Origin of the sequence: Nocardiopsis sp. EMB25 (assembly GCF_026797795.1) — a bacterium.
Taxonomy (GTDB): domain Bacteria; phylum Actinomycetota; class Actinomycetes; order Streptosporangiales; family Streptosporangiaceae; genus Nocardiopsis; species Nocardiopsis lucentensis.
In genome coordinates, this window is sequence record NZ_JAMTDN010000001.1 from 5,610,466 (window position 1) to 5,635,981 (window position 25,516).

The 25,516-nt window shown below is 66.5% G+C and carries 21 protein-coding genes; 6 read left to right on the forward strand and 15 right to left on the reverse strand.

Annotation, left to right across the window (positions count from 1 at the left end; translation table 11 throughout):
- Positions 1-699: 699 nt before the first annotated feature.
- From KIK06_RS24930 to KIK06_RS24975, 10 genes are all read right to left on the reverse strand, one after another.
- Positions 700-1,734 carry a hypothetical protein gene (locus KIK06_RS24930; RefSeq protein WP_268645347.1) on the reverse strand — a complete coding sequence of 345 codons (1,035 nt, stop codon included), beginning with the start codon at positions 1,732-1,734 and terminating at the stop codon, positions 700-702.
- Positions 1,735-1,787: 53 nt separating this feature from the next.
- Positions 1,788-2,906, reverse strand: a complete 1,119-nt coding sequence (locus KIK06_RS24935) for a cytochrome P450 (RefSeq protein WP_268645348.1) — start codon at positions 2,904-2,906, stop codon at positions 1,788-1,790.
- On the reverse strand, positions 2,903-5,032 hold the full coding sequence (locus KIK06_RS24940; RefSeq protein WP_268645349.1) for a carbamoyltransferase C-terminal domain-containing protein: 2,130 nt from the start codon (positions 5,030-5,032) through the stop codon (positions 2,903-2,905). Before KIK06_RS24940 ends, KIK06_RS24935 begins: the two co-directional genes overlap by 4 nt.
- A complete protein-coding gene (locus KIK06_RS24945; protein ID WP_268645350.1) occupies positions 5,025-6,506 on the reverse strand; it encodes a B12-binding domain-containing radical SAM protein in 1,482 nt (493 codons plus the stop codon). Before KIK06_RS24945 ends, KIK06_RS24940 begins: the two co-directional genes overlap by 8 nt.
- A 13-nt stretch (positions 6,507-6,519) precedes the next feature.
- Positions 6,520-8,004 (reverse strand): radical SAM/SPASM domain-containing protein, encoded by a 1,485-nt coding sequence (locus tag KIK06_RS24950; RefSeq protein ID WP_268645351.1) that lies wholly within the window; start codon positions 8,002-8,004, stop codon positions 6,520-6,522.
- A gap of 90 nt (positions 8,005-8,094) precedes the next feature.
- Positions 8,095-8,256 (reverse strand): hypothetical protein, encoded by a 162-nt coding sequence (locus KIK06_RS24955; protein ID WP_268645352.1) that lies wholly within the window; start codon positions 8,254-8,256, stop codon positions 8,095-8,097.
- A gap of 24 nt (positions 8,257-8,280) precedes the next feature.
- On the reverse strand, positions 8,281-9,435 hold the full coding sequence (locus KIK06_RS24960; RefSeq protein WP_268645353.1) for a cytochrome P450: 1,155 nt from the start codon (positions 9,433-9,435) through the stop codon (positions 8,281-8,283).
- Between the two features lie 603 nt (positions 9,436-10,038).
- Positions 10,039-10,185 (reverse strand): hypothetical protein, encoded by a 147-nt coding sequence (locus tag KIK06_RS24965; RefSeq protein ID WP_268645354.1) that lies wholly within the window; start codon positions 10,183-10,185, stop codon positions 10,039-10,041.
- 33 nt (positions 10,186-10,218) lie between these two features.
- The gene (locus KIK06_RS24970; RefSeq protein ID WP_268645355.1) at positions 10,219-10,488 is read right to left on the reverse strand and encodes a hypothetical protein; all 270 of its coding nucleotides are present in this window, start codon (positions 10,486-10,488) and stop codon (positions 10,219-10,221) included.
- A gap of 195 nt (positions 10,489-10,683) precedes the next feature.
- Positions 10,684-10,995: a hypothetical protein gene (locus KIK06_RS24975; RefSeq protein WP_268645356.1), complete on the reverse strand. Its 312-nt coding sequence runs from the start codon at positions 10,993-10,995 to the stop codon at positions 10,684-10,686.
- Positions 10,996-11,633: 638 nt separating this feature from the next.
- Here KIK06_RS24975 and KIK06_RS24980 point away from each other — a divergent pair.
- Positions 11,634-11,891: a sigma factor-like helix-turn-helix DNA-binding protein gene (locus KIK06_RS24980; RefSeq protein WP_268645357.1), complete on the forward strand. Its 258-nt coding sequence runs from the start codon at positions 11,634-11,636 to the stop codon at positions 11,889-11,891.
- 149 nt (positions 11,892-12,040) lie between these two features.
- Positions 12,041-12,265: a hypothetical protein gene (locus KIK06_RS24985; RefSeq protein WP_268645358.1), complete on the forward strand. Its 225-nt coding sequence runs from the start codon at positions 12,041-12,043 to the stop codon at positions 12,263-12,265.
- Positions 12,266-12,780: 515 nt separating this feature from the next.
- Here KIK06_RS24985 and KIK06_RS24990 read toward each other — a convergent pair.
- The 3 genes from KIK06_RS24990 to KIK06_RS25000 all read right to left on the reverse strand — a co-directional run bounded on the left by KIK06_RS24990 (position 12,781) and on the right by KIK06_RS25000 (position 16,613).
- Complete coding sequence (locus KIK06_RS24990) at positions 12,781-14,232, reverse strand: ATP-binding protein (protein WP_268645359.1); 1,452 nt, start codon at positions 14,230-14,232, stop codon at positions 12,781-12,783.
- A complete protein-coding gene (locus KIK06_RS24995; RefSeq protein ID WP_268645360.1) occupies positions 14,229-15,905 on the reverse strand; it encodes an FAD-dependent oxidoreductase in 1,677 nt (558 codons plus the stop codon). The genes KIK06_RS24990 and KIK06_RS24995 overlap by 4 nt, the downstream gene beginning before the upstream one ends.
- A 225-nt stretch (positions 15,906-16,130) precedes the next feature.
- Positions 16,131-16,613: a DUF1269 domain-containing protein gene (locus KIK06_RS25000; RefSeq protein ID WP_268645361.1), complete on the reverse strand. Its 483-nt coding sequence runs from the start codon at positions 16,611-16,613 to the stop codon at positions 16,131-16,133.
- Positions 16,614-17,106: 493 nt separating this feature from the next.
- On the opposite strand from KIK06_RS25000, the gene KIK06_RS25005 reads away from it, so the two are divergent.
- Positions 17,107-22,563: an ATP-binding protein gene (locus KIK06_RS25005; protein WP_268645362.1), complete on the forward strand. Its 5,457-nt coding sequence runs from the start codon at positions 17,107-17,109 to the stop codon at positions 22,561-22,563.
- Between the two features lie 281 nt (positions 22,564-22,844).
- A complete protein-coding gene (locus tag KIK06_RS25010; RefSeq protein WP_268645363.1) occupies positions 22,845-23,036 on the forward strand; it encodes a hypothetical protein in 192 nt (63 codons plus the stop codon).
- Between the two features lie 34 nt (positions 23,037-23,070).
- On the opposite strand, the gene KIK06_RS25015 is transcribed toward KIK06_RS25010, so the two are convergent.
- A complete protein-coding gene (locus tag KIK06_RS25015) occupies positions 23,071-23,463 on the reverse strand; it encodes a nuclear transport factor 2 family protein (RefSeq protein ID WP_017601669.1) in 393 nt (130 codons plus the stop codon).
- A gap of 105 nt (positions 23,464-23,568) precedes the next feature.
- On the opposite strand from KIK06_RS25015, the gene KIK06_RS25020 reads away from it, so the two are divergent.
- Both KIK06_RS25020 and KIK06_RS25025 read left to right on the forward strand, forming a co-directional pair.
- Entirely contained in the window at positions 23,569-24,162 is a 594-nt protein-coding gene (locus KIK06_RS25020) for a PadR family transcriptional regulator (RefSeq protein WP_017601670.1), read from the forward strand.
- Positions 24,163-24,167: 5 nt separating this feature from the next.
- Positions 24,168-24,944 (forward strand): SGNH/GDSL hydrolase family protein, encoded by a 777-nt coding sequence (locus KIK06_RS25025; RefSeq protein WP_017601671.1) that lies wholly within the window; start codon positions 24,168-24,170, stop codon positions 24,942-24,944.
- 15 nt (positions 24,945-24,959) lie between these two features.
- Here the strand turns inward: KIK06_RS25025 and KIK06_RS25030 are convergent, their stop codons facing one another.
- A complete protein-coding gene (locus KIK06_RS25030; protein ID WP_017601672.1) occupies positions 24,960-25,403 on the reverse strand; it encodes a PaaI family thioesterase in 444 nt (147 codons plus the stop codon).
- Positions 25,404-25,516 lie beyond the last annotated feature (113 nt).

The following is a 25,516-nucleotide window of genomic DNA, read 5'->3' on the forward strand; positions in this document are numbered from 1 at the left end:
CCGTCCTCACACCAGACAAAACTCTGACGAGGTGTTCCCTCCAAGTCGGTGTGTCCTCCACTCCCATCGTCGAGTACTCGAGCCCCCCGGGGCCACTCGAGCTGGCGGGCACGTATGAGATGCTTTTTCATCTCCCGGCCAACCAACTCCGACATGACTATCGGGCTAAGTAGCCAGGCGGTGTTCAAGGGGGCCTTCGGGCTTACTGGACACACCTCGGCGTTTGGTGTGACAGGACCCTGCTCCGACGTTCCGAGGAACGCGATCGGGACGGGGTTTCCCTCTAGGTACGCACCGTACACCAGGCGTTTTTCGGAAGCGCTCCACCGCACCTCGGACCCGTTGGCCGCTCTCAGATGCAGAGACTGCTCCTCAGTGATCGAACGCAGAACCCCATCCGTAGATGGAACCTCGACGATGTTCTTTTCCGTGTCGTCAATGTGCTCCGAAGGGTAGCCAGTGCCCAGGTCAAGCGAAACGACGGGACCGGAATGGCTTGCCGCTATCGCCGTGGCTAGGTGGTCCGCGAGGGAGCGTGCTCCTCTCTGAGCAAACGAGTTTCCCATACGACCGTTGTGGACCACACGGACACGGAAGTTTTCGGTCGTCCTGCTCTCTGTGTACGATGAACCATCGGGGCCCACCGTGCGTAGGGTTGTCGTCTCACTGAAGGTGAGGATCTCCCAGTCGGTATTCCCTCTAAGCGATCTCATACAGCGCGACTCTGTTGAGGACTATTGAGGGGGATGTCACGCGTGTTGGCAGACTCTGCCCCGCCTTCACACACATCCCAGCACGTCCCGGCACACTGTTTCCCAGGAGTGCCACCATCGTCTCCGTCAGCCCCTCAGCATCGACGGTAAACAGGAAGGGCCGAAGTCTCCCAACTGTCACTCCATCACGAACCAGTTCAGCGTCATCGACGGAGACAAGGGCCCGCTGGCCGACTAGTTCAGCTCCCCTGGATCGATGGCAGACCACAAACTCATCCTGCGGCATAGCGCCCGAAGATGTGCACGAAGACACGGTGAGGTCGGTGAACCGGACTATTGGGGGGCCCTGGTGCCACCCCGCCTGAGCAAAACCCCTCCCTCTCTCCCTCCGGTCGCGGCGTGAGACTACCCCATCCTTCACGAGGAACAAGTGTTGGACGGGTTCGCCGAAGTCATCGAAGGCCCTACCAGGGGGACCCTGTGCCTCAACAGAGAAACCCTTTGGTCCGACGTGTTTCGGGTCAGTCTCTTCTAGGAGGTGTCCGATCAGTTCGTGCACAAGGATGCCTGCCAGGTTGGGACGGAGGACGACTGTGGAACTGTGTGGAATTCGGTAAACGGGAAGCGAGCGACGTTCTCTCTGAGTCAGCAGTTCCTGTGCCATTCCCGCCAACAGGTTGGGCAGTAGGACCACATCGTCTGTGCCGTCGCGCACCGATACGTTATAACTCCGGTTACCTGAAAAGAGTCGAACATCACACCACGTCTGTCTATGGTCGAAGTGGAAATCCGTGGAGTCTCGGTATCTTCGCCGTCCGGTCAGGATCTTTAGTTCAAGTCCGAAATCCTTGCCAAGGTCAGAAAGATGATCCCGCAGCGCAGCGGCGTCGACCGTCGGTGGAATCAGGTCGCCCTCGGGTTCCCGGGCTTCCACATGAGCCTCGTCCGTGGCAAACTTGACGAATGATGCTCGGCGCTGAACTCCGGGCGATCCGGTCCATGACGTCAGGTCGGTCGTCATGGTGAACATAGCGGTTTCGTCTTGGATGACGGTCTCACGAAGAATATCGGATGTCATGAGGCTGCACGAGGCTGGATGTCGACGACGAAACCCCCGGATGAGCCATCCACAGGAGAAAGGTGGTATCTCCGCAATAGAGTCCAGCACGCCCGAACACAGATGAGCTTGGCTATGTGTTCACCAGGGCATCTGTGAATACCAACACCGAACGTTATCGCTCGGTCCAGGTCGGACCTCCCCGGGCGGTACTCGTGCGGTTCCACGAATCCCTGTGGGTCGAGTCCCACTTTTCCGAGTACCACCAGTACCCGGTCCCCAGCGCGGATCTCGTGCTCGCCCAGGGATGTGGTTTGCAACGCGACCCGAGGAAGCACACCGCCGTTGTCCTGGAGTCGTAGTGCCTCCTCCGCCGCCGCGACCAACCGGTCGCCGTCCGCACCGAGCTCGGACTGAAGTTTGTCGGGTAGATCGGCTACCCGTCGTAGGGTTGTCGCTGTGATGTCCCGATCAGCCTTGACCGCGGCCGCCTCTATAAGTGACATCATGAAACACACCAGGTCCGCCCGGTCCAGGCCCTGGGACGTCCACTCCTCCTTTCTAGCCAGACCCAGCAGGCTGGCGGCTCCGAAGCGCGGATCGGGTTCTTCGCAGGCCCGTTCCGCCATTTGTCGTAGGAGAGCAACAGCTGCCGTCCCTCGACGGACATCACCCTCAACAGTGAGAAAGGAGTTTGCGACCCGGAACGCGGCCACCAACTCGTCTCCTGCGGTATCTGGAAGTCCGATGACCCCGTACATAGCAGCGCGTGTGTAAGGGGTGATGTATTCGTCCTGAAGATCGATCCTGCTCATATCCGAGAACTGGGCGACCAGTTCCTCCGCCACCGGTTGGAGGATGCTGGCGTCCACCTCCGGCATCCTTCGCTGGGAGAAGGCCTTGACCATGAAACGCCGTAGAAGGCGATGCCGGTTCCTGTCCGCAGACAGGAACCGCTTGATGTCGGCAATGTCTGGCTGGAGCGAACGGTAGGCGTCCGTTCCGAAGAGGTCGTGTCGGCCCAGCACTGTACGGGCAGCGCCGAGATCGGTGACGATCCATGCCCCCTGCCCTTCGTCGTACCTCACACGGTTGGCTTCCTCTGCTGAGGAGGCCCCGATGAACTGGTTGTTCATGCGTCCTGCTCAGCTCTTGGTTCGTCCGGCACCAGGTCACCGAAAAATTCCAGGCCCGTACGGGACCGCGCCAGTGTGGCGAGAAGTCGGCCAAGGGTGCCCAGACTTCCATCGCTCGTCCGCCCGGCGATAGCCCCCGCCTCAAGGACTTCTGGTGGGAACAACCAGTTGGCGAGGACTTGAGCCGCGTGGAGTCTGGCTTCGTCCGTGTGGCCTGAGGCCATCGCTATTCGGGCACGGAGGAGGTGGTAAGCCATGGCGTAGTTGGGGTCGTTCTGCCCGCTTGTGCCGTCGCCGTCCAAGTGTTCCCCCAGGATTTCCCGGGCCTGGTCGGCGTATCCACTATCCTCCAGTTTCAGGGCTAGGGAGAGCGGATCAAGCCTGGACTCCCGCCATGCTCGCCGTCGTGCCGCCTTAGCCTCCTCTTCCGGGATGTCGGCAGTGACGATAAGGGTTCCGTCGATCCACAGGGCATCGGCCCCGCAGAGCAGGAACTGGCGAACAGCGTCGTCGGGGGATTCGACGAGGGGTTCACCGTAGGTGTTGAACGAGGTATTGACAACAGCTTCAAGGCCACTGAGTTCGCCGAACGAGGTGATGAGCCGGTGCCACTCGGGCTGCTGTTCCCGGTTCACGGTCTGGTACCTGATAGTTCCGTCGTGATGGGCGACACCACGCAGTCCAGGGTGGCGAGTTTTCCCCAGACTCAACATATAGTGGCGCAGTCCGGTGTTCCCAGGTGAGAGCTCGAGCAGTTCGTTAGCTCTTTCCTCGGTGATGCTGATACCGAAGGGGCGGAAGGGCTCCCGGTGCTTGATGGTGGCGTTGATCCTGTCGGTGATGCCGTCGACGAGAGGGTTCGCCACTATACTCCGGGCACCAAGGGCCCGCGGTCCCCATTCGCTGTTTCCAGAGAACCAGCAGACGACAGCGCCACCGTGAATGAGTTCCGCCACCACAGCCGGGTCAGTGGCATCCTGGCCGAACCCGGCCAGTCCGTAGTCCCCGAGAGCGTCCTTCCCCGCCTCCTTGCTGTGGTGCGGCCCCAGGAATACCCGGAACACCTCAGTGCGAGGAAGCGGGTTACCCAGTACCTCAGTCCAGCCGTACGCGGCCAAGCCCACAGCGGTGCCATCGTCGGTGGCCGCAGGATGGACATGGACATCGCGCCATCCGACCTTGTGTAGCTGTGCGTTGGTGACGCAGTTCAAGGCGACCCCGCCCGCATAGGCCAGGACATCCGTCGAGCTCTCGCTTCGGAGCCTGGCTGCCGTGTGCAGGACCCCTTTCTCCAGCTCGCTCTGGGCTTTGCTGGCTAGGTCCCGACCGAGCCGGGAAGACCAGCTCACAACGCCGTACTTGGCCAGCAAGTCATCGAGCTCGCGGACAACCACTTTGGAACCAAGGACGCGCAACGGAACACCGGCCTCCTTGAGAAACTGGTCAAGCTGGTCTAGGTCACAGCCGACGTCACCATTCTCGTGGAACTCGAGCAGATCAGGCCAGTCCGGGCGGTCCGCACCCAGCGCAGCCAGGCTCATCAGCTTCCCCGCAGCTGGGCGTCCTCCTTCGGATAGGCCGGTGAGAGCCGCGAACACGTTGTAGAACATGCCCATGCTGAGGTCTGTGTGACTTCCCCAGAAACGGCGGTGCGGTGTCAGTGCTCCGCCCATTCCCTGAAACCACGTACATCTCTCAAAGCGATCATCCTGCCAGGAACCCTGTTCATCGATGACCAGAACTGCAGTCCTTTGGTGGGGGGTCGTCGCGTAGGCGCTGTACGCGTGCGCGAGGTGGTGGCCAGGCATGGAGGGTTCGACAACCCGCTCAGGGTCGGCCGGAACGTGGGTGAGGAACTGATCCCTACACGACATAATGGACCTCCCGCACACGACCAAGTCGAGATCGGTCAAACCGATCCTGTGATCCCGGAGCAACCGGGTTATGGCCTTCAGTGGCGGGAGAACTTGACCACGCCCGTCCCTGCGGTAGAACCCCTCCGAGCCCTTGCGCCGGTCCAGGCGTTCCTCTGGAACGGCTCCAGCGATACGACCGTCGATGATGAGGCAGGCCGACCGGTCGTGGTTCGACATGCTTACGCCGAGAACGTACTGCGGTTTACCCATCCACTCCACCGATTTCTGCAAAGATGCGTTCGAGTTCGGCCCGTGACGGTGCAGGCAGGTTCTGTGCAGCCCCGCTCCTCTGACGGGCAGCGATGATCTCGGAGATAACGACTTGACTCATCAGGTAGGCACTGAAGATCTGATTGCGTGTCAACGCCTCAGTCGAACTCGCCGGATATCCCCCTGACTCCAACATGTGGAAGGGATCATGGACAACCAGGCCATGATCACCGGCTCTCTCTCGATACTCAGTCCCCGGATGAGGGCAGAAGACATAGGTGTTGATGCTGTCCACTGTGTTGCTCGCTAGAAGTACACAGATGGCATGCAGCGAAGTGACCAGGGAGTGGACAGTTTCGCTTGGGCTTCCGATGATCCATTCAAGGTGTGTCCGCAAGCCGCCTTCCCGCGCGCGTTGAGCGGCGGTAAGTACCGTGCTTAGGCGTTGGCCCTTGCCCATCTTCCGCAGGACTTCATCACTGGGGTTGTCCAGTCCGAGGAAGACCCGATCCGTTACAGGGGCTAACTGCTCGACGACCTCCTCTGTCAACAGGGACGAGTGGGTGTACAATCCATTCAGACGGACGGACCGATCCCGGAGGACCTTGGCAATCCCTCGGATATGTGCCACATCCCTAGTGGCTATCTCGTCCTCCAGGAACGACAGATATGCCGTATCGGGAAAAACCTGGTACAAGCGGTCTACCTCGTGTGCGAAGTTCTCCGCACTTCTGGTCCGGTAGTTGGTCCAGTTCGGCACTCCAGCGCAGAACTTGCACCGGAACTTACATCCGTAACTTGTCCGGAGACTGAACGGCACCAGCCTGTCGCTAAAGGCACGACGGGCCAGAAGGAGTTCCACAGATCTCTCGGCCAGGTGAAAGGCGGGTATGGGAAGGCTGTTCGGATCGCTAACAAAGGCGGCCTTGGGTCGTTTACCCTGCTGTACACACTCACGGGTGAGGACACTTGGATACTGCGTGAGTGCCGGGACCCCATCCTCAGTAACGGATGTCAGCACGTCGCTAACAACGGCTTCCGGCTCGCCTATGATCGCGAAGTCGAGTTCGACGATCGTTTCCAGAACCTCGGCAGCAGCAGTCGTTGCAAGACGTCCGCAGAAGCCGATCGGTGTGTTCGAGGACTCCCTGAGAATCTTGCTGACGACATCGATTCCGTACACGGTTGCTGTGCTGCGCGAGGCGATGAGGTTGTCACTGACAAATAGCACCACCGTTGGGCTACTTTCCCCGATCAGTTTTCGCAGTACATCCGTGTCAGTGTTTTCGTCGAAACCGGCGAAGATGTTCTGCAGAGCGAGGAGCCGTGTCTCAAATCCGGAGTTCTCACAGATGGCTGCAACGCGAAGAGCAGGTGAGTCGATGGGCTCCTCGGCCGGATGTGTGGGAAGGATTGCGTGTCTGAAGTCCGGGCGCCGAAAGGGGGTGATGATTAGGACGTCGGTGGTCTTCATGTCTCGTTGTCCCCTAACTTCCTGATACCCGCAGGAGGGCCAAAGTCTCCTCGGAGACACCCAGGTCTGAAAGCCTTAACAGCAGAGGGCGTATCAGTGCACCCTCCCCGGAGTTCGACTGTGCTCCGGATGTGTCCTGGACGCGGGTGCTAAGTGTCGGGGCAGATACCATCCTGCGCAGGACATCGGACTCTTCGGACCCGCAATGGATGATGTGACCGTTGGTACGGAGTTGGCACATGTCTTCGGTGAGGAACACGCGTATGGCACGATTACCTTGACCGATCACGTGCATTTCAGGCTGGGTGCTGTACTTTCTCTTCGGCTCCGGTGCGGCATTGTCGATTTTCGGTAGATCGCGTGGGGATGACAAGGGACAGGCTGCGTCGATCCCGATCAGCGACCCTGTCTCCGCGAATGCGCGAGCACGCGAACCACCACCGCAGACGGAGGAGAACGAGCAATCGCCGCAGTGAGCGTTAAGGTCGTGAAGCCCTATCGAACGGATCCGGATAAGCGTGGGCGAGTTCAGCCATATGTCACGCATGCTTTGAAGACGGATGTTGCCGCACTCAGAGCCCTCCGCCCCCACAAACAGCACAGAGGGGTAGACCGTCCCGTCTCCGGCGAGGGCCAATTCGGCGTTGCCACAGGTGTCCCCCACCGAGTAGAGGTTACGGTAGCGGGCTTCACGGAGAGGAGAGCTGTAGCCCCAGGCTCTCTCCGCTACGTGGATGTCAATGCCCGCCTCGATTAGTGGGAGGTAGAACTCCCAAGCGGAGGGGACCGACACCTGCATCCCTGGAATTTCGCCGTCGAGCTTCCTTCTGGTCAGTCCAGTGAAGAATTCTGACCACTGTGGGTACGGTACGTCGTAAAGATCACGGAAAGATTTTCCGTACCCCCCAGGGAAGAACTTGATTCCTACTAGTGAGGAAGCCCCCAACTCGTTGATCGCGTAGTCGTACGTTGGGAGGCAGTCGTTCAGAGTCGGGGCGCACAGAGTCATGTTAACCGAGGTTGACACCCCGTGATGGCTGAGCCTCCTCACTCCGTCGGTGATCCTCCGGAACATCGGCTCCGGGTCTCCGTGAGGACGGTTGATCTGCTTACGAAGAACATGGAACTGGCTCGCCCCAGAGCCCTCGATGCTGACGTTGACGTTGAGTCCGGGGCAACGCGCCCTCAACTCCTGAACCCGCTCATCACGTGCGAAAAACATACCGTTAGTGATAACGTTGACCTGCCAGCCCGGCAGCCCACATGCGTGTTCGAGAATCTTGAGAATATCGCGACGAAGAAAGGGCTCCCCTCCTGCAATTGACAGGCGCATGACCCCGAGTCGGTGCAGTTGGGTGATCGCTTCTATGCACTCGGCTGTGGAGAGTTCGTCAGAAAGTTTGTCGCCGGACGAACTGTGACAGTGATTGCATGCTAGGTTGCACCCATTGGTGACATTGAAGTCAACATGGGTGGGTCCGACTTCCCAGATATTCATCAACTTAGTTCCGCCCGACTCCGCTCTCCGGTGACTTTTAATACTGAATCTGGCGGCGGGCCGGCCACTAGGCCGACCCGCCTAGACTGACTACGACTTCGCCTTGCCGACCTCGGCGGCGATGGACGCCTGAACCTCAGCGAGGAGGTCCGGGGAGACCTGCTCCAAGTCGAAGGAGCCATTCTGCTCGGGGCAGTCCAGGGAGGACTGCATGACAGCGCGGTTCCACTGCATGGACTCAGTACGAGTCACGTCGAAAGCCATATTTGCCTTTCTCTAATTCGTTTTTTCAAGGTTATCCTGCCTGTTTGCAGCTCGTTCAAGAACGACTGGTAGTTCAAGGCAGGATCTGCCGAAATCACCGCCGAATACCGGATTCCCATTCGGGGTTGGAGATATGGAGAATCCAGATCGGTGGATGAGTTCGGTCAGCATAGTGGTTGCCACCGCCAAGGCGATTTCTCGTCCTGAGCAGGCGTAGGTGCCATGGCCGAATGCCAGATGGCGGGTTTTCCGGTCGAGGAGGAATTTGTCGGGGTCCGAGTATGCTGCCGGATCTCTGCATACAGCTGCAAGCAGGATGATTAACCGGTCGCCCCTTGCGATATCGATGCCCGCGAGTTTGCGATCCTCCAGGCACTCACGAAGGATCGTCGGGTTCACCGGGTTCAAACGGGCACTCTCTAATACCGCCTTTCGAGCTGCCTCCCACCCATCAGACCGGATTCGGTCCTGAACTTCCACCTCTCGGCTCAGGTGGTAAGCGGTGTGTGTGAGCAGGCGTCCACCGAAGCCACGAGCGAGCGAGTCAAAGGTGGGTGCGACGAACGCAAGCAGAGAGTTGTCGTCAGCACCGTTGTCCTGCCAGGACCTGACCATACGAGACAAAAGGGTGTCACTCTGACCTATTCGGGCTTTACTGATGGCTTCGCGTAGTCTTTCGGTAGCCAGTTGTGCCGCCGCTGCACGTTTTAGGGGCTCCTCTGCGTTCCTAGCCATCTTGAACGCGGTGGCCAGCCAGTCCGTCTCCTCTGGGGACAGTCCGAACCATGTTCCAGTCAAAGCTTTGGCAGCAGGCTCAGCCACCTGAGAGGAGAACTCGATCTCCACACCGAGGGGTAGGGCTTCAGCTACCTCGACACAGCGACGGTAGATGGTTCTTTGGGGAAAGGTTCGTGGTCCGACACACGCCATGGCTGCTGAATGGACTCTCCTCCGAACCTCGGGAGCGAGTTCAAACCCGGAGGGAATCGGCAGTGGGCTGGGACGTGCCACCGCGTAGGCAGCGGTGGAGAAGGACTGGCTAGAGACGATCTCCAGTGCAGCGTTGTGTGACAAGACCAGCCAGGAGTTCAGCCTGTCCGACCAGATTACGGGGTCTCCGTCTCGACTCGACGGCCAGTTCCGGGTTACTTTTTCACGCTCGTCCACAAAGGCCATGAGAGCCAATCAATGAATCTTGGGCCTGGATATAGTTAATCTTTGGCCTAAAAATTTACGCCAGGCGAAAACCTCTTCTTGCTGCGCACGTAAGCGTATCGCAGTGGAAGCGGGAAGTGAATTTCTTGTCCACATCCGGACACTGGAGTCAACCTTTGATTGATTGTCTGGCATCTGGGTATGACAGCCGCCCGCTCAGGGCGGGTAAAGGATCTCGTTCCACGAGATCAGTGCCGGAACGATGAACACAGAGCCTTCTTCGTCGTGAAGGTGCAGGTCATGCTGATCTTTGATTCCGATTCGTCAGTAGGGGTCTGGCCATGATCGGTCCGGTACTTCGCCGCTGATGTTCCTGGTCCGGGAGGGAACGGGCTCTCGCGTGACGCCACTGTGCGCGCCGGGTTCCACAAGTCCGGAAACTGCGCCTCTACTGCTCGTCGGATCAGAGCTTGATCGTCAAGTGGCAACCAGCAGGGCGGTCAGCCGTCGTCAACAGGTGGTGAACGCCTCCGTCCAGGGCCAAGCGCGCTCCAAACGGAGGAACCGTCGGTGGGCGTGGCGTGCCGGGCGTGCGGGCAGGTTGCAGGTGAACGATCACGCCTGGTTGACCTTCCAGGACGCTGACGACAGCCGGGCCAGGTCCATCGCCTTGTTCGTGCGTACCCGTTCCTCGACCTCGGCATGGTCTCGGTGTAGCGCGTCCAGGAACTGCGCTTGGGGGGAGCCCCTGATGCGGTGCATCCGGTCGATGTTGGTCGCGAGAATCACATAGCGTCAGCCGGTCTGCTTCTCCAGCGAGGTGAGTTTGGTGGCGTGCCTGCGCATGGGGCGGACCCGGCGTACGATCAGCCGCATGCCGTTGGGCCAGTCGGTGTGGGTGTTGAGCCCGGTCAGCTCCGCGACCTGACATCCCTTTTGAAGATCGCTGTCCTGGTCCAGCATGGTTTCCCACGCGTGCTCGGGGAGCTTCGCGATGGCGGCCTCGTCCGCATCGGTGATCTTCCATCCGACGGTGTAGCGGACTGTGCGGTGGGAGGTGTTCAACTTCTGCAGGTGCTCCAGGAGTTCGTGGGTGGCTCAGGTCTGGTCGGCGCGGAAAAGCAGCTTGGCTCTGGCCGAGTTCGGGATTTGGTCCAACGCCTGGGTGAGCACATGGATGTGGTCGGCGACGGTGTCGGATCCGGCTGCCCGGCCGCAGCAGCATGGCCAGACACTCGCCGGCGTTGGCACACCAAACGGTCAGGGGCGGAAGCCGCGGCTTCCCTTGAAGGTGGGTGCCGCGTCCTCCTTGGTGGAGGTGGTGATGATTGTGGCGTCCAACTCCAAGATGATCCAGCCTTTGAGGCGGAGACCCGCGACCATCAGGTGGGGGAAACCTCCGGGGCGCAGGTGCAGCAGGGTCCACACGTGGCGGCGGATATGCCGTCTGATCTTGACGATCGCTGCCAGAGCGGTTGCGTCGAGGGTGGCAAGAGTCCGGCGCAGGGTGGAGTCGGAGGTGGGCGGGCCGAAACACGGGTCGGTGGTACAGGCCCAGGCGTTCGGCCTCACTCAAGCTGAGGGCTCCGAGCAGGATCGCAATGGCCAGGTGAACCAGGACGGTGGCTCGGTCCCGCCAGGTGATGGTCATGGAAAGCCCGTGGCCCTAGTTCGGACACAGTGACGCCACACGCCACTCCATGGACGCCACCTCGAGTCACCAGCGGACTTGATCCGCACCTCGGGCGGGGCCGAATTGGCTCCGTTGTGGCTCCGGTGTTCCGGAACCCCATGGCACGGGGTGGTCTCGCATGGTCTCCGGTGGCACGGAGGACCCCGGGCAGCGTGGAACAAACCGGGGTATACCACCACGAATCTCCTGCCTTCCCGCTGACTTTTAATCCGCGGGTTCAGGGTTCGATCCCCTGGGGCCCTACCACGATCCACCTGCGCGTTCTCGCCGCGCGGCACGGTGGGAGCTCCCGAGGGTTGCGGTTCGGGCCGTGCGCACGTCCACGCCCCGTCGGCTCGCAGGCGTTCCGAGTCCCGCGCCGTGTGCGGGACTCTCGGGGTCCCTCCTCCTGCTTCGGGCGCGCAGGTCGATCGGTTCGTCATTCTTTCTGTTCCGTTGTGCCTGGAGAAAGCAGAGTTCCACAAAGTGGTTCCAAGGGCTCCGCGTGACTTTTTTCTCCGGTGCTAGGGTCGCTGTTGTGGATATCGATGACATGCTGACCGGAGTGCGCCAGATGCCTGACCAATTGGCCACGGTGTCCGACCCGCTCACCCGCGCACGCCTGGTCGGGGATGTCCTCGCCGCGTTCGCCGAGACCGAGCGTGCACTCAAAGAGGTGCGGTGGCCTGCTGTCGTCGCACTACGCGAGCAGGGTATGACCATGCGCGAGATTGGGGAGAAGCTCGGTGTGAGCGCCTCCCGTGTGGACCAGATCTCCCGGGGTATCAGCGGCTAGGCGGGACATGAGAACGTCCGAGCTCCCACGTGCCGGAGCGGGGGATCATCCGTGTTCGGGACGTTCCGCTCGTGTCGGCGTCCCTGTGCCCGCGAGTCCGTGGCTCCGCCTGCCGCGGGATGATTCCGAGAGGTGGATGGGAGGTACCGGTGGCCCGTCTGGGCGATGACGGCGTGACCGTCCTCGTTCCCGTCGGCGGCACGCTGGAGGACGGTACCAAGTGGGACGCCGCGCGTCGTCTGAGCCCCGGTGACGACGGCTATGACGAGGCACTGGCCGCTGCCCGAACCCGTGCGCGCCTGCCCCGGACACCCCGACCCGAGCCGTCCGAGGCGGATGTCACCGACTTCGTCGCCTCGATGAACCGCGAGTAGCGGCACCCGCTTTTCTTTCGGTCCAGTACCGGATTCCGACAGAAAATCCGCCCAAGAGCTGGCTGTGCTTACCGGTCGGCACCCGGACGGAATGGTGGGGAGGAGAAGAGTGCGAGCCATCGTCTCCGAGGTCCCGCTCAGTGTGTGAGTTGTCGACACCACACCAGCGTCCTGGTTGCCGACTCGGCCTCCGGGGGTGTCGGCCGGATCGGTTCCCCGCTTTTCCGGAGGCAATTCCCACGGTGATCATGCGCGACGAACATGGTCACCGTGATCCCTGTACGGGGGCCCACGGGACGCGCTGGGAGAACAACGAAGTGCGTAACCCCCTCGACATCCTCGCGGAACGCGGAAAACTCCGAACGGTTCCTTCCGCGAACCCGTCCGTGGGTCGGTTCCTCCCCTACGCGGATGACGTACGGACGACCCCCCGCACGTCCGCCCTCTTAGCCGCTGTGCCGGCGCGTACACGATGATCACCCGGAAGAGGCCGGTGGAAGCCGACCTGCGGACTTTCAATCCGCGGGTTCGGAGGCCTCCTCCGCTGTCGGGGCGGTCATCGGCAGCCGCACCTGGAAGCGCGTGTCCCCCGGGACGGACTCCACCTGGAGGCTCCCGTGGTGTTTGTTCACCACGATCCGCCAGGAGATGTCGAGGCCGAGCCCGGTTCCCTCGCCCACCGGCTTGGTGGTGAAGAAGGGCACGAAGATGCGGTCGCGGATCTCGGAGTCCACACCGGTCCCGGTGTCCCCGAACTCCACCAGCAGGTGGTCCCCGTCCCGGGCCGTGCGCACGGTCAGCTTTCCCTCGCCGCCCATCGCCGAGACGGCGTTGTCGACGAGGTTGGTCCACACCTGGTTCAGCTCGCCCGGATAGGCGGGGACCCTCGGCAGCGTCCGGTCGTACTCCTTGACGACCCGGATCCCGGCCCCGATCTTCTTGGAGAGCATCACGAGCGTGCTGTCCAGCAGGTCGTGCACGTCGGTGACCTGGAAGGGGGCGCGGTCGAGTTGCGAGTACTGCCTGGCCGTGTCCACGAGGTGCGAGATGCGGGCGGTGGAGTCCTCGATCTCGTTCATGAGCAGCTCGGTCTCCACCGTGTACTCCAGCCACCGGACGGCCCCCTCGAGGGTCTGCTCGTCCACGGCCTCCGCCACCCGGTCCAGCCAGTCGGTGTCCAGTCCGGCCTGGACGAACGTCGGCGCGAGGTCCCAGCCGCCCGCGATTCCGCGCTCGTCGAGCCAGTCGGCGAGCTCGTCCTCCCGGTCGGCGGCCTCCAGCGCGCTCAGCGGCTCGGCCTTCGACACCTGCTCCGCGGTGCGCTCCTGGATGGCGACGAGCGTCTCCAGGGTCCGGCGCGTGTACGGGCCCGCCGCTATGACCCCGAGCTTGTGCCGCATCCCGGCCACCCGTTCGCGCAGCGACGACGTGGCCCGCACGGCGGCGGCCGCGGGGTTGTTGAGCTCGTGGGTCAGCCCCGCGGACAGGGAGCCGAGCGCCAGGAGCCGCTCACGCTGGTCGATCGTCCGCTGGGAGTTCTGGGTGCCGAAGAACATCCCCTCCAGCAGGTGGACGGCCATCGGGAACCAGTCCCGCATGATCGAGGCGAAGGTCTCGGCGGGCAGGACGAAGAACCGGGAGGGCTCCGTGACGCGGAGGGAGCCCCGGTAGCGCTGGTCCTCGGCGCCGCTCAAGTAGGCCTGCATGGCGCCGGCGTAGGCCCCCCTGTGCGAGGTGCGGATGGTCTCCACGTCGTCACCGCCGACCCGGCGCGACATCACCACCCGGCCCTCCAGGAGCACGTAGAAACAGGTGGCCGGGTCGCCTTCGCGGTAGACGGGTCCGGGCCCGAACTCCTCCACACGGCCCTCACGGCACAGCCGCGCCAGTTGTTCGTCGTCCAGTTCCTCGAACAGGAAGAGCGTGCGCAGCTCCTCCTCGTCGCAGCGTGTCGGCCGCCCGCTCATGACTGCTCCAGGTAACGGTGGACGAGCATCACGGCCATGGCGCCCTCGCCGACGGCGGAGGCGACCCGCTTGGCGGACTCCGCGCGCGCGTCGCCCGCGACGAACACCCCCGGCACGCTCGTCTCCAGGTGGTACGGCGGCCGGTCCAGCTCCCAGTCGTTCGGCGGCCGACCGTCGACGCCCAGGTCCGGCCCGGCCAGGATGAACCCGCGCTCGTCCCTGGCCACGGTGCCGTCCAGCCAGTCGGTGCGCGGGGCCGCCCCGATGAACGCGAACAGCCACTGCGTGCCGACGAGTTCGGTGTGACCGCTCTCCACGTCGCGCAGGGTGAGCTGCTCCAGATGGTCGGAGCCGTGCGCGGCCTCGACGACCGTGCCCGTGCGGACGTCGATGTTCGGGGTGTCCTCGATCTGCTGGATCAGGTAGTGGGACATCGACGCCTCCAGCGAGGGGCCGCGCACCACCAGGGTCACCGACTTCGCGCCCCGGGACAGGTACATGGCGGCCTGCCCGGCGGAGTTCGCGCCGCCGACGACGTACACGTCGTGGCCCTGGCAGGAGGGGGCCTCGGTGAGCGCCGACCCGTAGAACACTCCGCGCCCGGTCAGGTCGTCGAGCCCCGGCGCGGTCAACCGGCGGTAGGACACCCCGGTCGCCAGGAGGACGCTGTGCGCGCAGACCGCGGAGCCGTCCGAGAAGCGGACGGTGCGCGAGGCGCCGTTCACCTCCAGTCCCGACACCTCGCACGCGCTCAGGATCTCGGCGCCGAACTTCGCCGCCTGCCGCCGGGCCCGTTCCGTGAGCTGGCCGCCGGACACGCCGTCAGGGAACCCGAGGTAGTTCTCGATCCGCGAGCTCTGCCCCGCCTGACCGCCGGTGGCGGAGCGTTCCACGAGGACGGTCCGCAGCCCCTCGGAGGCCCCGTAGACGGCCGCGCCGAGCCCGGCCGGGCCGCCGCCGATCACCACCAGGTCGTAGAACTCCTCCGCCGGTGCCGTGGCCAGCCCCACCAGCGACGCGAGTTCGGGGTCCCCGGGTTGCGCCCGAGCCGTCCCGTCCGGGGCGATCACCAGCGGCAGCCGCTCCGCGTCCTGCCCGGCCGCGTCCAGCAGCCGCCGCCCCTCCGGCTCGTCACACGAGTACCAGCGGTAGGGCACCTGGTTGCGGGCCAGGAACTCCCGCACGTCCGACGACCGGGCCGACCACCGGTGGCCGACGACCTTGGTGGTGGCCACCGTCCGGTGTCTGCGGGCCCGCCAGGCCGCCAGGAGGTCGTCCAGGACCGGGTAGAGCTTCTCCTCGGGGGGATCCCAGGGCTTGAGGAGGTAGTGGTCGAGGTCGACGAGGTTGATCGCGTCGATGGCCGCGTTGGTGTCCGCGTAGGCGGTCAGCAGGACGCGTCGCGCACCCGGATAGACGTCGATGGCCTGTTCGAGGAACTCGATGCCGTTCATCCGCGGCATGCGGTAGTCGGCCAGGACCACCGCCACCTGGTCACCGCGGAGCTTGAGTTCCCGCAGGGTGTCGAGCGCGGTCTCCCCGGACTCGGCCCGCACGACCCGGTACGTGTCTCCGTAGCGGCGTCGCAGGTCGCGGGCGATGGAACGCGACACGCCCGGATCATCGTCCACGGTCAGGATGACGGTTCGTCCCGGTCCCGTCGGCTGCGCCATGCGTCTCCCTCGTCCGATCGACTCGCCGCACCCTGCAACGCCGCTCCGGGGTCGCTCAGTCCGGGGCGCGGCCGGTCACCGCACGAAGAGTACGGCGTCCCCGTCGTCGCACGCGGTGGCGGGATCGTCGGATCCGCCTGGGGCGCGGCCGGTCCGCCCTCGCACGGGGGCGGACCGGCCGCCGGGGTGGGAACGGGCAGGAGGCGGGCCCTCCCCGTGGGCGGCTCAGTCGCTCAGGGCGCGGATGAGCGCCTCCTCGTCGTCGTGGGTGAGGTTGGTCTGGATGACGGTCGGGTGCAGGGGCTTGAACGCGCTGACCACCCGGTCGCGCGTGGCCGACTGCGCGAGCAGGAAGACCGCGGCCCGGCCCTGGTCGAGCTCGGAGCCGATCCGCTTGATCATGTCGTCGTCGATACCGACGTCGCTGAGTTTGCCCGCGACCGCGCCCGAGGCGGCGCCGACGGCCATGCCGAGCAGCGGGTTGAGGAACAGCAATCCGATGAGCATGCCCCAGAAGGCTCCGCCCAGCGCACCCGCACCGGTGAGGTTGACGGTCTGGTGGATGCGGGGCCGTCCCTTGGCGTCCTTGTAGACGTAGGCCGTGTCCTCCAGCTTCAGCAGTTCCTGCTTGGCCAGGTCGGACGCGATGTCCAGGGCCTCTTCGGCCGTCTTGGTGTCGGCGACGCCGAGCACGACGAGATGCGCCATCCGTTCCTCCGGTTATCACTTTTCGTGGCTGGTGTGTCACTCCCGGTCTTTCCGTGTGGGCTTCGCGCTAGCGCCATCGTTCGGGAAAACGAGGGCCATGTTCGCCCGGGGGAGTGTGTGACATGCCGGACACCGGACGCCGCCGTGGGCCGGTACGCGGTCGCGGGCGGTCGGCGCCCGGACGCGTGTGCGCTGGGCCTGCGCGCGGATCCACCGTTCCCGCGATGGTGGTCCCACCTGCGGTGACCCGCGCGACCGGGGTGTTCTCGCTGTTCGGAGGCCGTACACTGCGCCGGGCGCCACCCATGCGGGCCCGCCCCGGGGCGCCGCCGGGCGCGACCGACGGCTTTTGGACGTTTCCCACAACGGATGCCGCCCAGAGTCCTCCGCCGACGACATGGCGCCGCCGGTCGGCAGACGGGAGGATGAACTCTGCGGAGTGCCGCCATGGGGGCGGCGCGCACATCGTCGATCTACAGAAGGACGCAATCGGGTGTTCACTCGTGTCGCCATCGTCAACCGTGGTGAGGCCGCAATGCGGCTCATCCACGCCGTACGAGACCTCGCCGCGGAGACAGGGGCACGGATCGAGACCGTGGCCCTGTACACCGACGTCGATCGTTCGGCCGCCTTCGTCCGTGAGGCGGACCTGTCCTATGACCTCGGTCCCGCGTCCGCGCGCCCGTACCTCGACCTGGAGGTGCTGGAGCGCGCGCTGGTGGAGACCGGCGCGGACGCCGCGTGGGTCGGTTGGGGGTTCGTCGCCGAGGACCCGGCGTTCGCGGAGCTGTGTGAGAAGGTCGGTGTCACCTTCGTCGGCCCGAGCGCCGAGGCCATGCGCAAGCTCGGTGACAAGATCGGCGCGAAGCTGATCGCCGAGGAGGTCGGTGTGCCGGTCGCCCCTTGGAGCCGGGGCGCGGTCGAGACCCTGGACGCCGCCCTGGCGTCGGCGTCGGAGATCGGCTACCCGCTGATGCTGAAGGCGACGGCGGGCGGTGGCGGGCGCGGTATCCGCGTCATCAACCACGAGGCCGAACTGGCCGACGCCTACGAGCGGACCAGCCAGGAGGCGGCGCGGGCGTTCGGCAGCGGCGTCGTGTTCCTGGAGCGCTTGGTCACCCACGCCCGGCACGTCGAGGTGCAGGTGATCGCCGACGGTGAGAACGCCTGGGCGCTCGGCGTCCGCGACTGCTCGGTGCAGCGGCGCAATCAGAAGATCATCGAGGAGTCGGCGTCGCCGGTCCTGAGCCCCGAGCAGACCGCTGATCTCAAGGCGTCGGCCGAGCGGCTGGCCGTCGCGGTCGGCTACCGCGGCGCGGCCACCGTCGAGTTCCTCTACCACCCCGGCGACGACCTCTTCGCCTTCCTGGAGGTCAACACCCGACTCCAGGTCGAGCACCCGATCACCGAGTCCACCACCGGCGTCGACCTGGTCAGGGCCCAGCTGCACGTGGCCTCCGGCGGAAAGCTGGAGGGCACGCCGCCGGCGGAGCGCGGGCACGCCATCGAGGCCCGGCTCAACGCCGAGGACCCGGACCGCGACTTCGCCCCCTCCCCGGGCCGCATCGCGCGGCTGGACCTGCCCGCCGGACCGGGCATCCGCGTGGACACCGGGGTCAGCGAGGGCGACACCATCCCCGCCGACTTCGACTCGATGATCGCCAAGATCATCGCCTACGGAGCCGACCGCGACGAGGCGCTCGGCAGGCTCCGCCGGGCGATGGCGCAGACCACCGTGATCATCGAGGGCGGCGCGACGAACAAGAGCTTCGTGCTCGACCTGCTCGACCGGCCCGAGGTCATCGACGCCAGCGCCGACACCGGCTGGATCGACCGGGTCCGGGGCGAGGGCGGCCTCGTCACCCACCGGCACTCCGCCGTCGCCCTGGCCGCGGCCGCCATCGAGGCCTACGAGGAGGAGGAACGCGTCGAACAGCACCGCCTGCTGTCGACGGCGTTCGGCGGCCGTCCGCAGGTGCAGCACGAGAGCGGTCGCCCGCTGGACCTCAAGTTGCGCGGTGTCGGCTACCGCGTGCGCGTCGCGCGCGTCGGGGCGCACCGCTTCCGCGTCGGTGTCGAGGCGGGCGAGGAGGCCCGCACCGTCGACGTCGAGCTCGACCGCTTCGACGAGCACACCGGGCGGATCATCGTCAACGGCACCCCGTACCGCCTGCTCACCGGCACGCACGGGCCGATCCACCTGGTCGAGGTGGAGGGCGTGGCGCACCGCGTCAGCCGCGACGAGGGCGGTGTCCTCCGCTCGCCCGCGCCCGCGCTGGTCGTCGCCACACCGCTGGAGGTCGGCGCCGAGGTCGAGGCGGGCGCCCCGGTCCTGGTGCTGGAGAGCATGAAGATGGAGACGGTGCTGCGGGCGCCGTTCCGGGCGCGGCTGAAGGAGTGCGCCGTGTCCGTGGGCAGCCAGGTGGAGACCGGCGCCGCGCTGCTGCGCCTGGAACCGCTCGCCGACGACGAGGCCGAGGACGCCGCCGCCACCGAGTCCGTGGAACTGGACCTGCCCGCCCCGGCCGCGGGGGTCCCGGCGCGCACACGCATCGCTCGCGGCCTGGAGGACGTGCGGAGCCTGCTACTGGGCTTCGACGTCGACCCCCACGACGAACGCCGGGTGCTCGACGCCTACCTCGCCGCGCGCGAGGAGTCCGTCGGGGAGGGCCACCGGCCGCTGGCCGAGGAGCTCGGCCTCGTCGACGTGTTCGCCGACCTGGCCGAGTTGAGCCGCAACCGCCCGGCCGGCGAGGAGAGCGGCGCCGACGACCGCGTCCACAGCGCGCGCGAGTACTTCCACACCTACCTCCAGAGCCTCGACGTCGAACGGGCCGGGCTCCCCGCGGCGTTCCAGGACAAACTCGCCAAGGCGCTGGAGCACTACGGGGTCACCGACCTGGAGCGTTCGCCCGAGCTCGAATCCGCGGTGTTCCGGATCTTCCTCGCCCAGCAGCGCGTGTCCGCGGACGTGTCCGTGGTGACGGAGCTGCTGCGCGCGTGGCTGCGCGAGCCGCAGCCGGACGGGACCCTGCGCGAGACCGCCGGCCGCGCCCTGGAGCGGCTGGTGGCCGCCACCCAGGTCCGCTTCCCCGTGGTCGCCGACCTCGCGCGCGGCGTCGTGTTCTCCTGGTTCGGCCAGCCGCTCCTGCGCCGCAACCGCGCCCGCGTCTACGCCAACGTCCGCAGGCACCTGCGCCACCTGGACGCGAACCCGGACGCGCCGGACCGCGCCGAGCGCGTCGCCGAGATGGTGCGCAGCACCGAGCCGCTGGTGCGGCTGCTCGGCCAGCGGCTCGTCCGCGCCGACCTGGACAACTCCGTCATGCTGGAGGTCCTGACCCGGCGCTACTACGGCAACAAGGGCCTCACCGGCGTCCGCACCGCCGAGGTCGCGGGCTGCACGTTCGTGGTCGCCGACCGCGCCGGTTCGCGCGTGGTCTCCTCCGCGGTGGGTTTCGACGCGCTGGGAAGCGCGCTGCGCGGGCTCGCGGAGCTGGCGAACGGCGAGGACGACATCGACGCCGACATCTACCTCGCCTGGGAGAAGCAGCCGGAGGACTTCGACGCGATGGCCGCCGCGTTGCAGGACGTCCTCAGGGTGCACCCGCTGCCGGACCGGGTCCGCAGGCTGACCACGACCGTCGCCGGACGCGACGGCGCGGTGATGCACCACCACTTCACGTTCCGTCCTTCGCCGACCGGGATGACCGAGGACCGGCTGATCCGCGGCCTGCACCCGTACATCGCGCAGCGGATGCAGATGGAGCGCCTCAGCAAGTTCGACCTCACCCGCCTGCCGTCGTCGGACGAGGAGGTCTACCTCTTCCAGTGCGTGGCGCGGGAGAACCCGTCGGACGACCGCCTCGTCGCGTTCGCCCAGGTGCGCGACCTGACCGAGCTGCGTGAGCAGGACGGCAGGCTCGTCGCGCTGCCGACGGCCGAGGACACCGTCGCCGCCTGCCTCGACTCGATCCGTCGGGAGCGGTCGCGGCGCCCGTCGCGGCAGCGCTTCAACACCAACCGGATCGTGATCTACGTCTGGCCGCCGAGCGAGATCACCCGCGAGGAGCTGGAGACGATCGCCGGGCGCGTGCGGCCGACGACCGAGGGCGCCGGGCTGGAGGAGATCCTGTTCATCGCGCGCCAGCGCGACCCGGAGACCGGGGAACTGACCAAGGTCGCCATCCGCATCTCCTCCGACGCCGCCGGGGGCACCGAGCTGACCATCGGTGAGCCGTCGAACGAGCCGGTCGAGCCGGTCGACGACTACCGCCAGAAGGTGCTGCGCGCGAGCAGCCGCAACACGGTCTACCCCTACGAGCTGACCGGCCTGCTCGGTGAGTTCGTGGAGCACGACCTCGACGACGACCACGTGCTCGTGCCCGTCGACCGGCCCAGGGGGCGCAACTCCGCCGCGATCGTCGCGGGTGTGGTGACCACGCCGACCGAGCGGCACCCCGAGGGCGTCCGCCGGGTGGTCCTGCTCGGCGACCCGACGAAGTCGCTCGGCGCGCTGTCGGAGCCGGAGTGCCGCCGGGTGATCGCGGCGCTGGACCTGGCCGAGCGGATGCGGGTCCCGCTGGAGTGGTACGCGCTGTCGGCCGGTGCGCGGATCTCCATGGAGTCCGGCACGGAGAACATGGACTGGGTGGCCGCGGCGCTCAAGCGGATCGTCGAGTTCACCCAGGACGGCGGGGAGATCAACGTCGTCGTCGCGGGCATCAACGTCGGCGCCCAGCCGTACTGGAACGCCGAGGCGACGATGCTCATGCACACCAAGGGCATCCTGGTCATGACGCCGGACTCGGCGATGGTGCTCACCGGCAAGCAGTCGCTCGACTTCTCCGGAGGTGTGTCCGCCGAGGACAACTTCGGCATCGGCGGTTACGACCGGGTCATGGGTCCGAACGGGCAGGCGCAGTACTGGGCGCCGAACCTGACCGCCGCGCGGGACGTTCTGATGTCGCACTACGACCACTCCTACGTCGTACCGGGCGAGGAGCGGCCGCGGCGGACGAGGACCACCGACCCCGTCGACCGCGACGTGTCCGACTTCCCGCACACGGTGGAGGGCAGCGACTTCACCACCGTCGGCGAGATCTTCTCCTCCGCGGCCAACCCGGACCGCAAGAAGCCGTTCGACATCCGGACGGTCATGCGGGCGCTCTCCGACCAGGACCACGCGGTGCTGGAGCGCTGGGCGGGCATGGCCGACGCGGACACCGCGGTGGTGCAGGACGTGCACCTCGGAGGCATGCCGGTGTGCCTGCTCGGTATCGAGTCGCGGTCGGTCCAGCGGCGCGGTTTCCCGCGCACCGACGGTCCGGACGCCTACACCGCGGGCACGCTGTTCCCGAAGTCGTCGAAGAAGGCCGCCCGGGCGATCAACGCCGCCAGCGGCAACCGGCCGCTCGTGGTGCTGGCGAACCTGTCGGGCTTCGACGGTTCGCCGGAGTCGATGCGCGAGCTCCAGCTGGAGTACGGCGCGGAGATCGGCCGCGCGATCGTGAACTTCCGCGGGCCCATCGTGTTCTGCGTGATCTCGCGGTACCACGGAGGCGCGTTCGTGGTGTTCTCGAAGGCGCTGAATCCGAACATGACCGTGCTCGCGCTGGAGGGTTCGTTCGCCTCGGTGCTCGGCGGCGCACCCGCCGCCGCGGTGGTGTTCTCCGGTGAGGTCAACGCCCGTACCGCGGCCGACCCGAGGGTGCGGGACCTGGAGGCCCGCGTCGCGGCCGCCTCCGGTACCGACCGGGCCGCGCTGACCGCCGAACTCGACGAGCTGCGCGTGTCCGTCCGCTCGGAGAAGCTCGGCGAGGTGGCCGCGGAGTTCGACCGCGTGCACGACATCCACCGTGCGGTCGAGGTGGGTTCCGTGGACGCCGTCATCAGCGCCGCCGAGCTGCGCCCGCGCATCATCGGGGCCCTGGAGGCGCACCAGAGTTAGGCGGTGTCCGTTCCGGGCCCGCCGCCTCGCTTCGGCCCGGACGGAACCTCCCCGGGCGACCATTCCATGAACGGAGCCCGGGGTGCGGCCCCCGGCGGGCCGGTCACCGACCGCGGTGGCCGGTTCCCGTCGGGGGCCTTCCGCGCCACGGGGCCGTCCCCGGGCGGAGCGGCGCCCTCCCCTTCGCGCCGCGGTCGCGGAGGACTACGGTGGGAGCGCCCGTACCCGGGGCCCGTGGTTCCCTGCGGGCCCGGCCGCGCCGCCGACCCCCCGGGAGCACCGTGATCTGCGACCTGTCGTCCGTCGTCGGCTGGTTCCTGATCGTCTTCGCGGGGATCATCCAGCTCCTCGCGGCACGGAACGCGGACGGCCCTCCTCCCACGGTGTTCAGGGTGGGTGTGGGGCTGGCCTTCGGCGCGGCGGCCGTGGCTCTGCTCGGCTCCGGGCTGGCCGAGTGGTTCGGTCGCTGCTAGAGCGCGTGGCCCGGCTTCTCGGCGCCCGTGGGGCTCAGGACCCCGCGGCCTCCCGCCGGATCCGCTCGAACTGCGCGCCCATGGCCTCGGCGAGCGCGTTGGCCGCGGACAGCGGCCGCACCATGACGGTGAGTTCCTCGATCAGGCCGTCCTCGCCGACGCGCAGGAAGTCGCAGCCCTGGACCTGGCGGCCGTTCACCGTCGCCTCGAACATGAGCGCGTGGTCGCGGCCGTCGGCCCCCTCGTACTCCCGCAGGTAGCGGAAGTCCTCGAAGACCCGCAGGACCCCGCGCAGGATCGCCGCGGTGATCGCCTTGCCCGGGTAGGGCCGAAAGACCACCGGACTGGTGAACACGACGTCCTCGGCGAGCAGCGCCTCGACCGCGGCCATGTCCCTGGCGTCGACCGCCGCGCGGAACTCACGCATGTGCCCTCCTAGGCAATTTGTTGAGTAGGTGTGTTGGACACTAGGTTGTACTCACATAGTTGTCCAGTCTTGAAATTGACTAATCAAGTTGGTTAACTCGGCCTCATGGCGTTGCGTGACGCGGTGATGGCCGCACTTCTGGAGGGTGAGGCGTCCGGATACGACCTGGCCAAGGGCTTCGACGCCTCGGTGGCCAACTTCTGGATGGCCACGCCCCAGCAGCTCTACCGGGAACTGGACCGCATGGAGGCCGAGGGCCTGGTCCGGGCACGCGTCGTGCACCAGGAGAAGCGCCCGAACAAGCGCCTGTTCTCCCTCACCGACACCGGACGCCGGGCCCTGCGCGCGTTCACCGCCACGCCGCCGAAGCCGGGGGCGATGCGCGAGGACCTCCTGGTCCAGGTGCAGGCGGTGGACGCCGGCGACGTCGAGGCGGTCCGGGGCTCGGTCGCGGAGCGGATCGGGTGGGCGCGCGCGAAGATCGCCCGCTACGAACGGCTGCGTGAGCGGCTCCTGGAGGGGCGCGGCGAGGAGGAGTACCTCGTCCACGCCGAGCGGGTCGGCCCCTACCTGACCCTCATGGCGGGCCTGGCGTTCGAGCGGGAGAACGTGCGCTGGGGCGAGCGCGTCCTGGCCGTGCTCGACCGCCGCGCGGCGCGGACCGACACCGGCGCCGGGTCCGGTTCGGGTCGGGGCTGAGGCCGGTGGGATACCTGCGCTACGTCGCGGTGGGCGACAGCCAGACCGAGGGCCTCAACGACGGTGACGAGACCACCGGTTACCGAGGCTGGGCCGATCGGCTCGCCGGGACGCTCGCCGCCCACGAGCCCGAGTTCGCCTACGCCAACCTCGCCGTGCGCGGGCGGCTGGCCGGGCGGATCCGCGCTGAGCAGTTGGCTCCGGCGCTCGCCCTCGCCCCCGACCTGGTGACCGTGATGGCCGGTATGAACGACCTGGTCCGACCAGGGTACGACGCGGATACCGTGGCCGCCGACCTGGAGGCGATGCTGGCCGCGTTCACCGCCTCCGGGGCGACCACGGTGACCTTCACCTTCCCCGACATCGCCCGGATCGCCCCGTTGGCGGGACGGCTGCGCCCGCGTGTGCTGGACCTCAACGACCGGATCCGCGCCATGGCCCGCCGCCACGGCGCGGTGCTGGTCGACACGTTCCCGTACCCGGTGACCACGGATCCCCGGCTGTGGAGCGCCGACCGCATCCACGCCACACCGTTGGGGCACGCCCGTATCGCGGCGGCGGTCGCCCACACGCTCGGCGTTCCGGGCGCGGACGCCTCCTGGTCCGATCCCCTGCCCCCACTCGCGCCCGTGCCGCCCTGGCGCCGCGCCGGAACCGAGCTGGTCTGGGCCGCCGTTTTCCTCGGCCCCTGGCTGGCACGCCGCCTGCGCGGGCGTTCGTCGGGTGACGGCCGCGCCGCGAAGCGCCCCCGGTTGGAACCGGTCCGCACGGCAGGGGCGTGAGGGGGACTCCGGCCGTCAGGCCTCGTTCGGGCCCTCCAACACCGAGACCGTTCCCTGCGCCACGGCGCACGGGGTCTCCACTCCGTCGGCGTCCACCGTGGAAAGGTCGCAACGGCACACGACGCGGGTGCGGCCGGCCCGGACGATCCGCGCGCGGGCGCGCAGCAGGTCGCCCCGGGCGGGGCGCAGGTAGTCGATGGTGAAACCGGCGGTCACGACCTGCGCGCCGACCGCCGCGCCCGCCGCGAACGTGAGCGCGTTGTCGGCCGCGTAGCTCAGCACCCCGCCGTGCACGAATCCGTGTTGCTGGCGCAGGTCGTTTCGGATGTCCAGTTCCAGCGTCGCGCCCTCCTCGCCGAAGGCCGTCAGACGGGCTCCGAGCAGCACACTGAAGGGCTGGGCCTCCAGCACCTTCTGCGCCACCGTCAGGTCCAGACCACCGCTCACACCGCACCCCATGTCCTGTGGGTCTCGTCACCGCCGCACCGACCCTCCTGCGTGCGGGACCCGGCTGTCAAGGGCTAAGTTACTCGCGAGTTAGCCAGCCTGGCCCACCACCGGACGGACGGAGC

Bases quoted from the DNA above. Each gene is read 5' to 3' on its own strand.
- KIK06_RS24930 (WP_268645347.1), bottom strand. From the start codon at position 1,734: ATGACGACCGACCTGACGTCATGGACCGGATCGCCCGGAGTTCAGCGC.
- KIK06_RS24935 (WP_268645348.1), bottom strand. From the start codon at position 2,906: ATGAACAACCAGTTCATCGGGGCCTCCTCAGCAGAGGAAGCCAACCGT.
- KIK06_RS24940 (WP_268645349.1), bottom strand. From the start codon at position 5,032: ATGGGTAAACCGCAGTACGTTCTCGGCGTAAGCATGTCGAACCACGAC.
- KIK06_RS24945 (WP_268645350.1), bottom strand. From the start codon at position 6,506: ATGAAGACCACCGACGTCCTAATCATCACCCCCTTTCGGCGCCCGGAC.
- KIK06_RS24950 (WP_268645351.1), bottom strand. From the start codon at position 8,004: ATGAATATCTGGGAAGTCGGACCCACCCATGTTGACTTCAATGTCACC.
- KIK06_RS24965 (WP_268645354.1), bottom strand. From the start codon at position 10,185: ATGCACCGCATCAGGGGCTCCCCCCAAGCGCAGTTCCTGGACGCGCTA.
- KIK06_RS24990 (WP_268645359.1), bottom strand. From the start codon at position 14,232: ATGAGCGGGCGGCCGACACGCTGCGACGAGGAGGAGCTGCGCACGCTC.
- KIK06_RS24995 (WP_268645360.1), bottom strand. From the start codon at position 15,905: ATGGCGCAGCCGACGGGACCGGGACGAACCGTCATCCTGACCGTGGAC.
- KIK06_RS25000 (WP_268645361.1), bottom strand. From the start codon at position 16,613: ATGGCGCATCTCGTCGTGCTCGGCGTCGCCGACACCAAGACGGCCGAA.
- KIK06_RS25015 (WP_017601669.1), bottom strand. From the start codon at position 23,463: ATGCGTGAGTTCCGCGCGGCGGTCGACGCCAGGGACATGGCCGCGGTC.
- KIK06_RS25020 (WP_017601670.1), top strand. From the start codon at position 23,569: ATGGCGTTGCGTGACGCGGTGATGGCCGCACTTCTGGAGGGTGAGGCG.
- KIK06_RS25030 (WP_017601672.1), bottom strand. From the start codon at position 25,403: ATGGGGTGCGGTGTGAGCGGTGGTCTGGACCTGACGGTGGCGCAGAAG.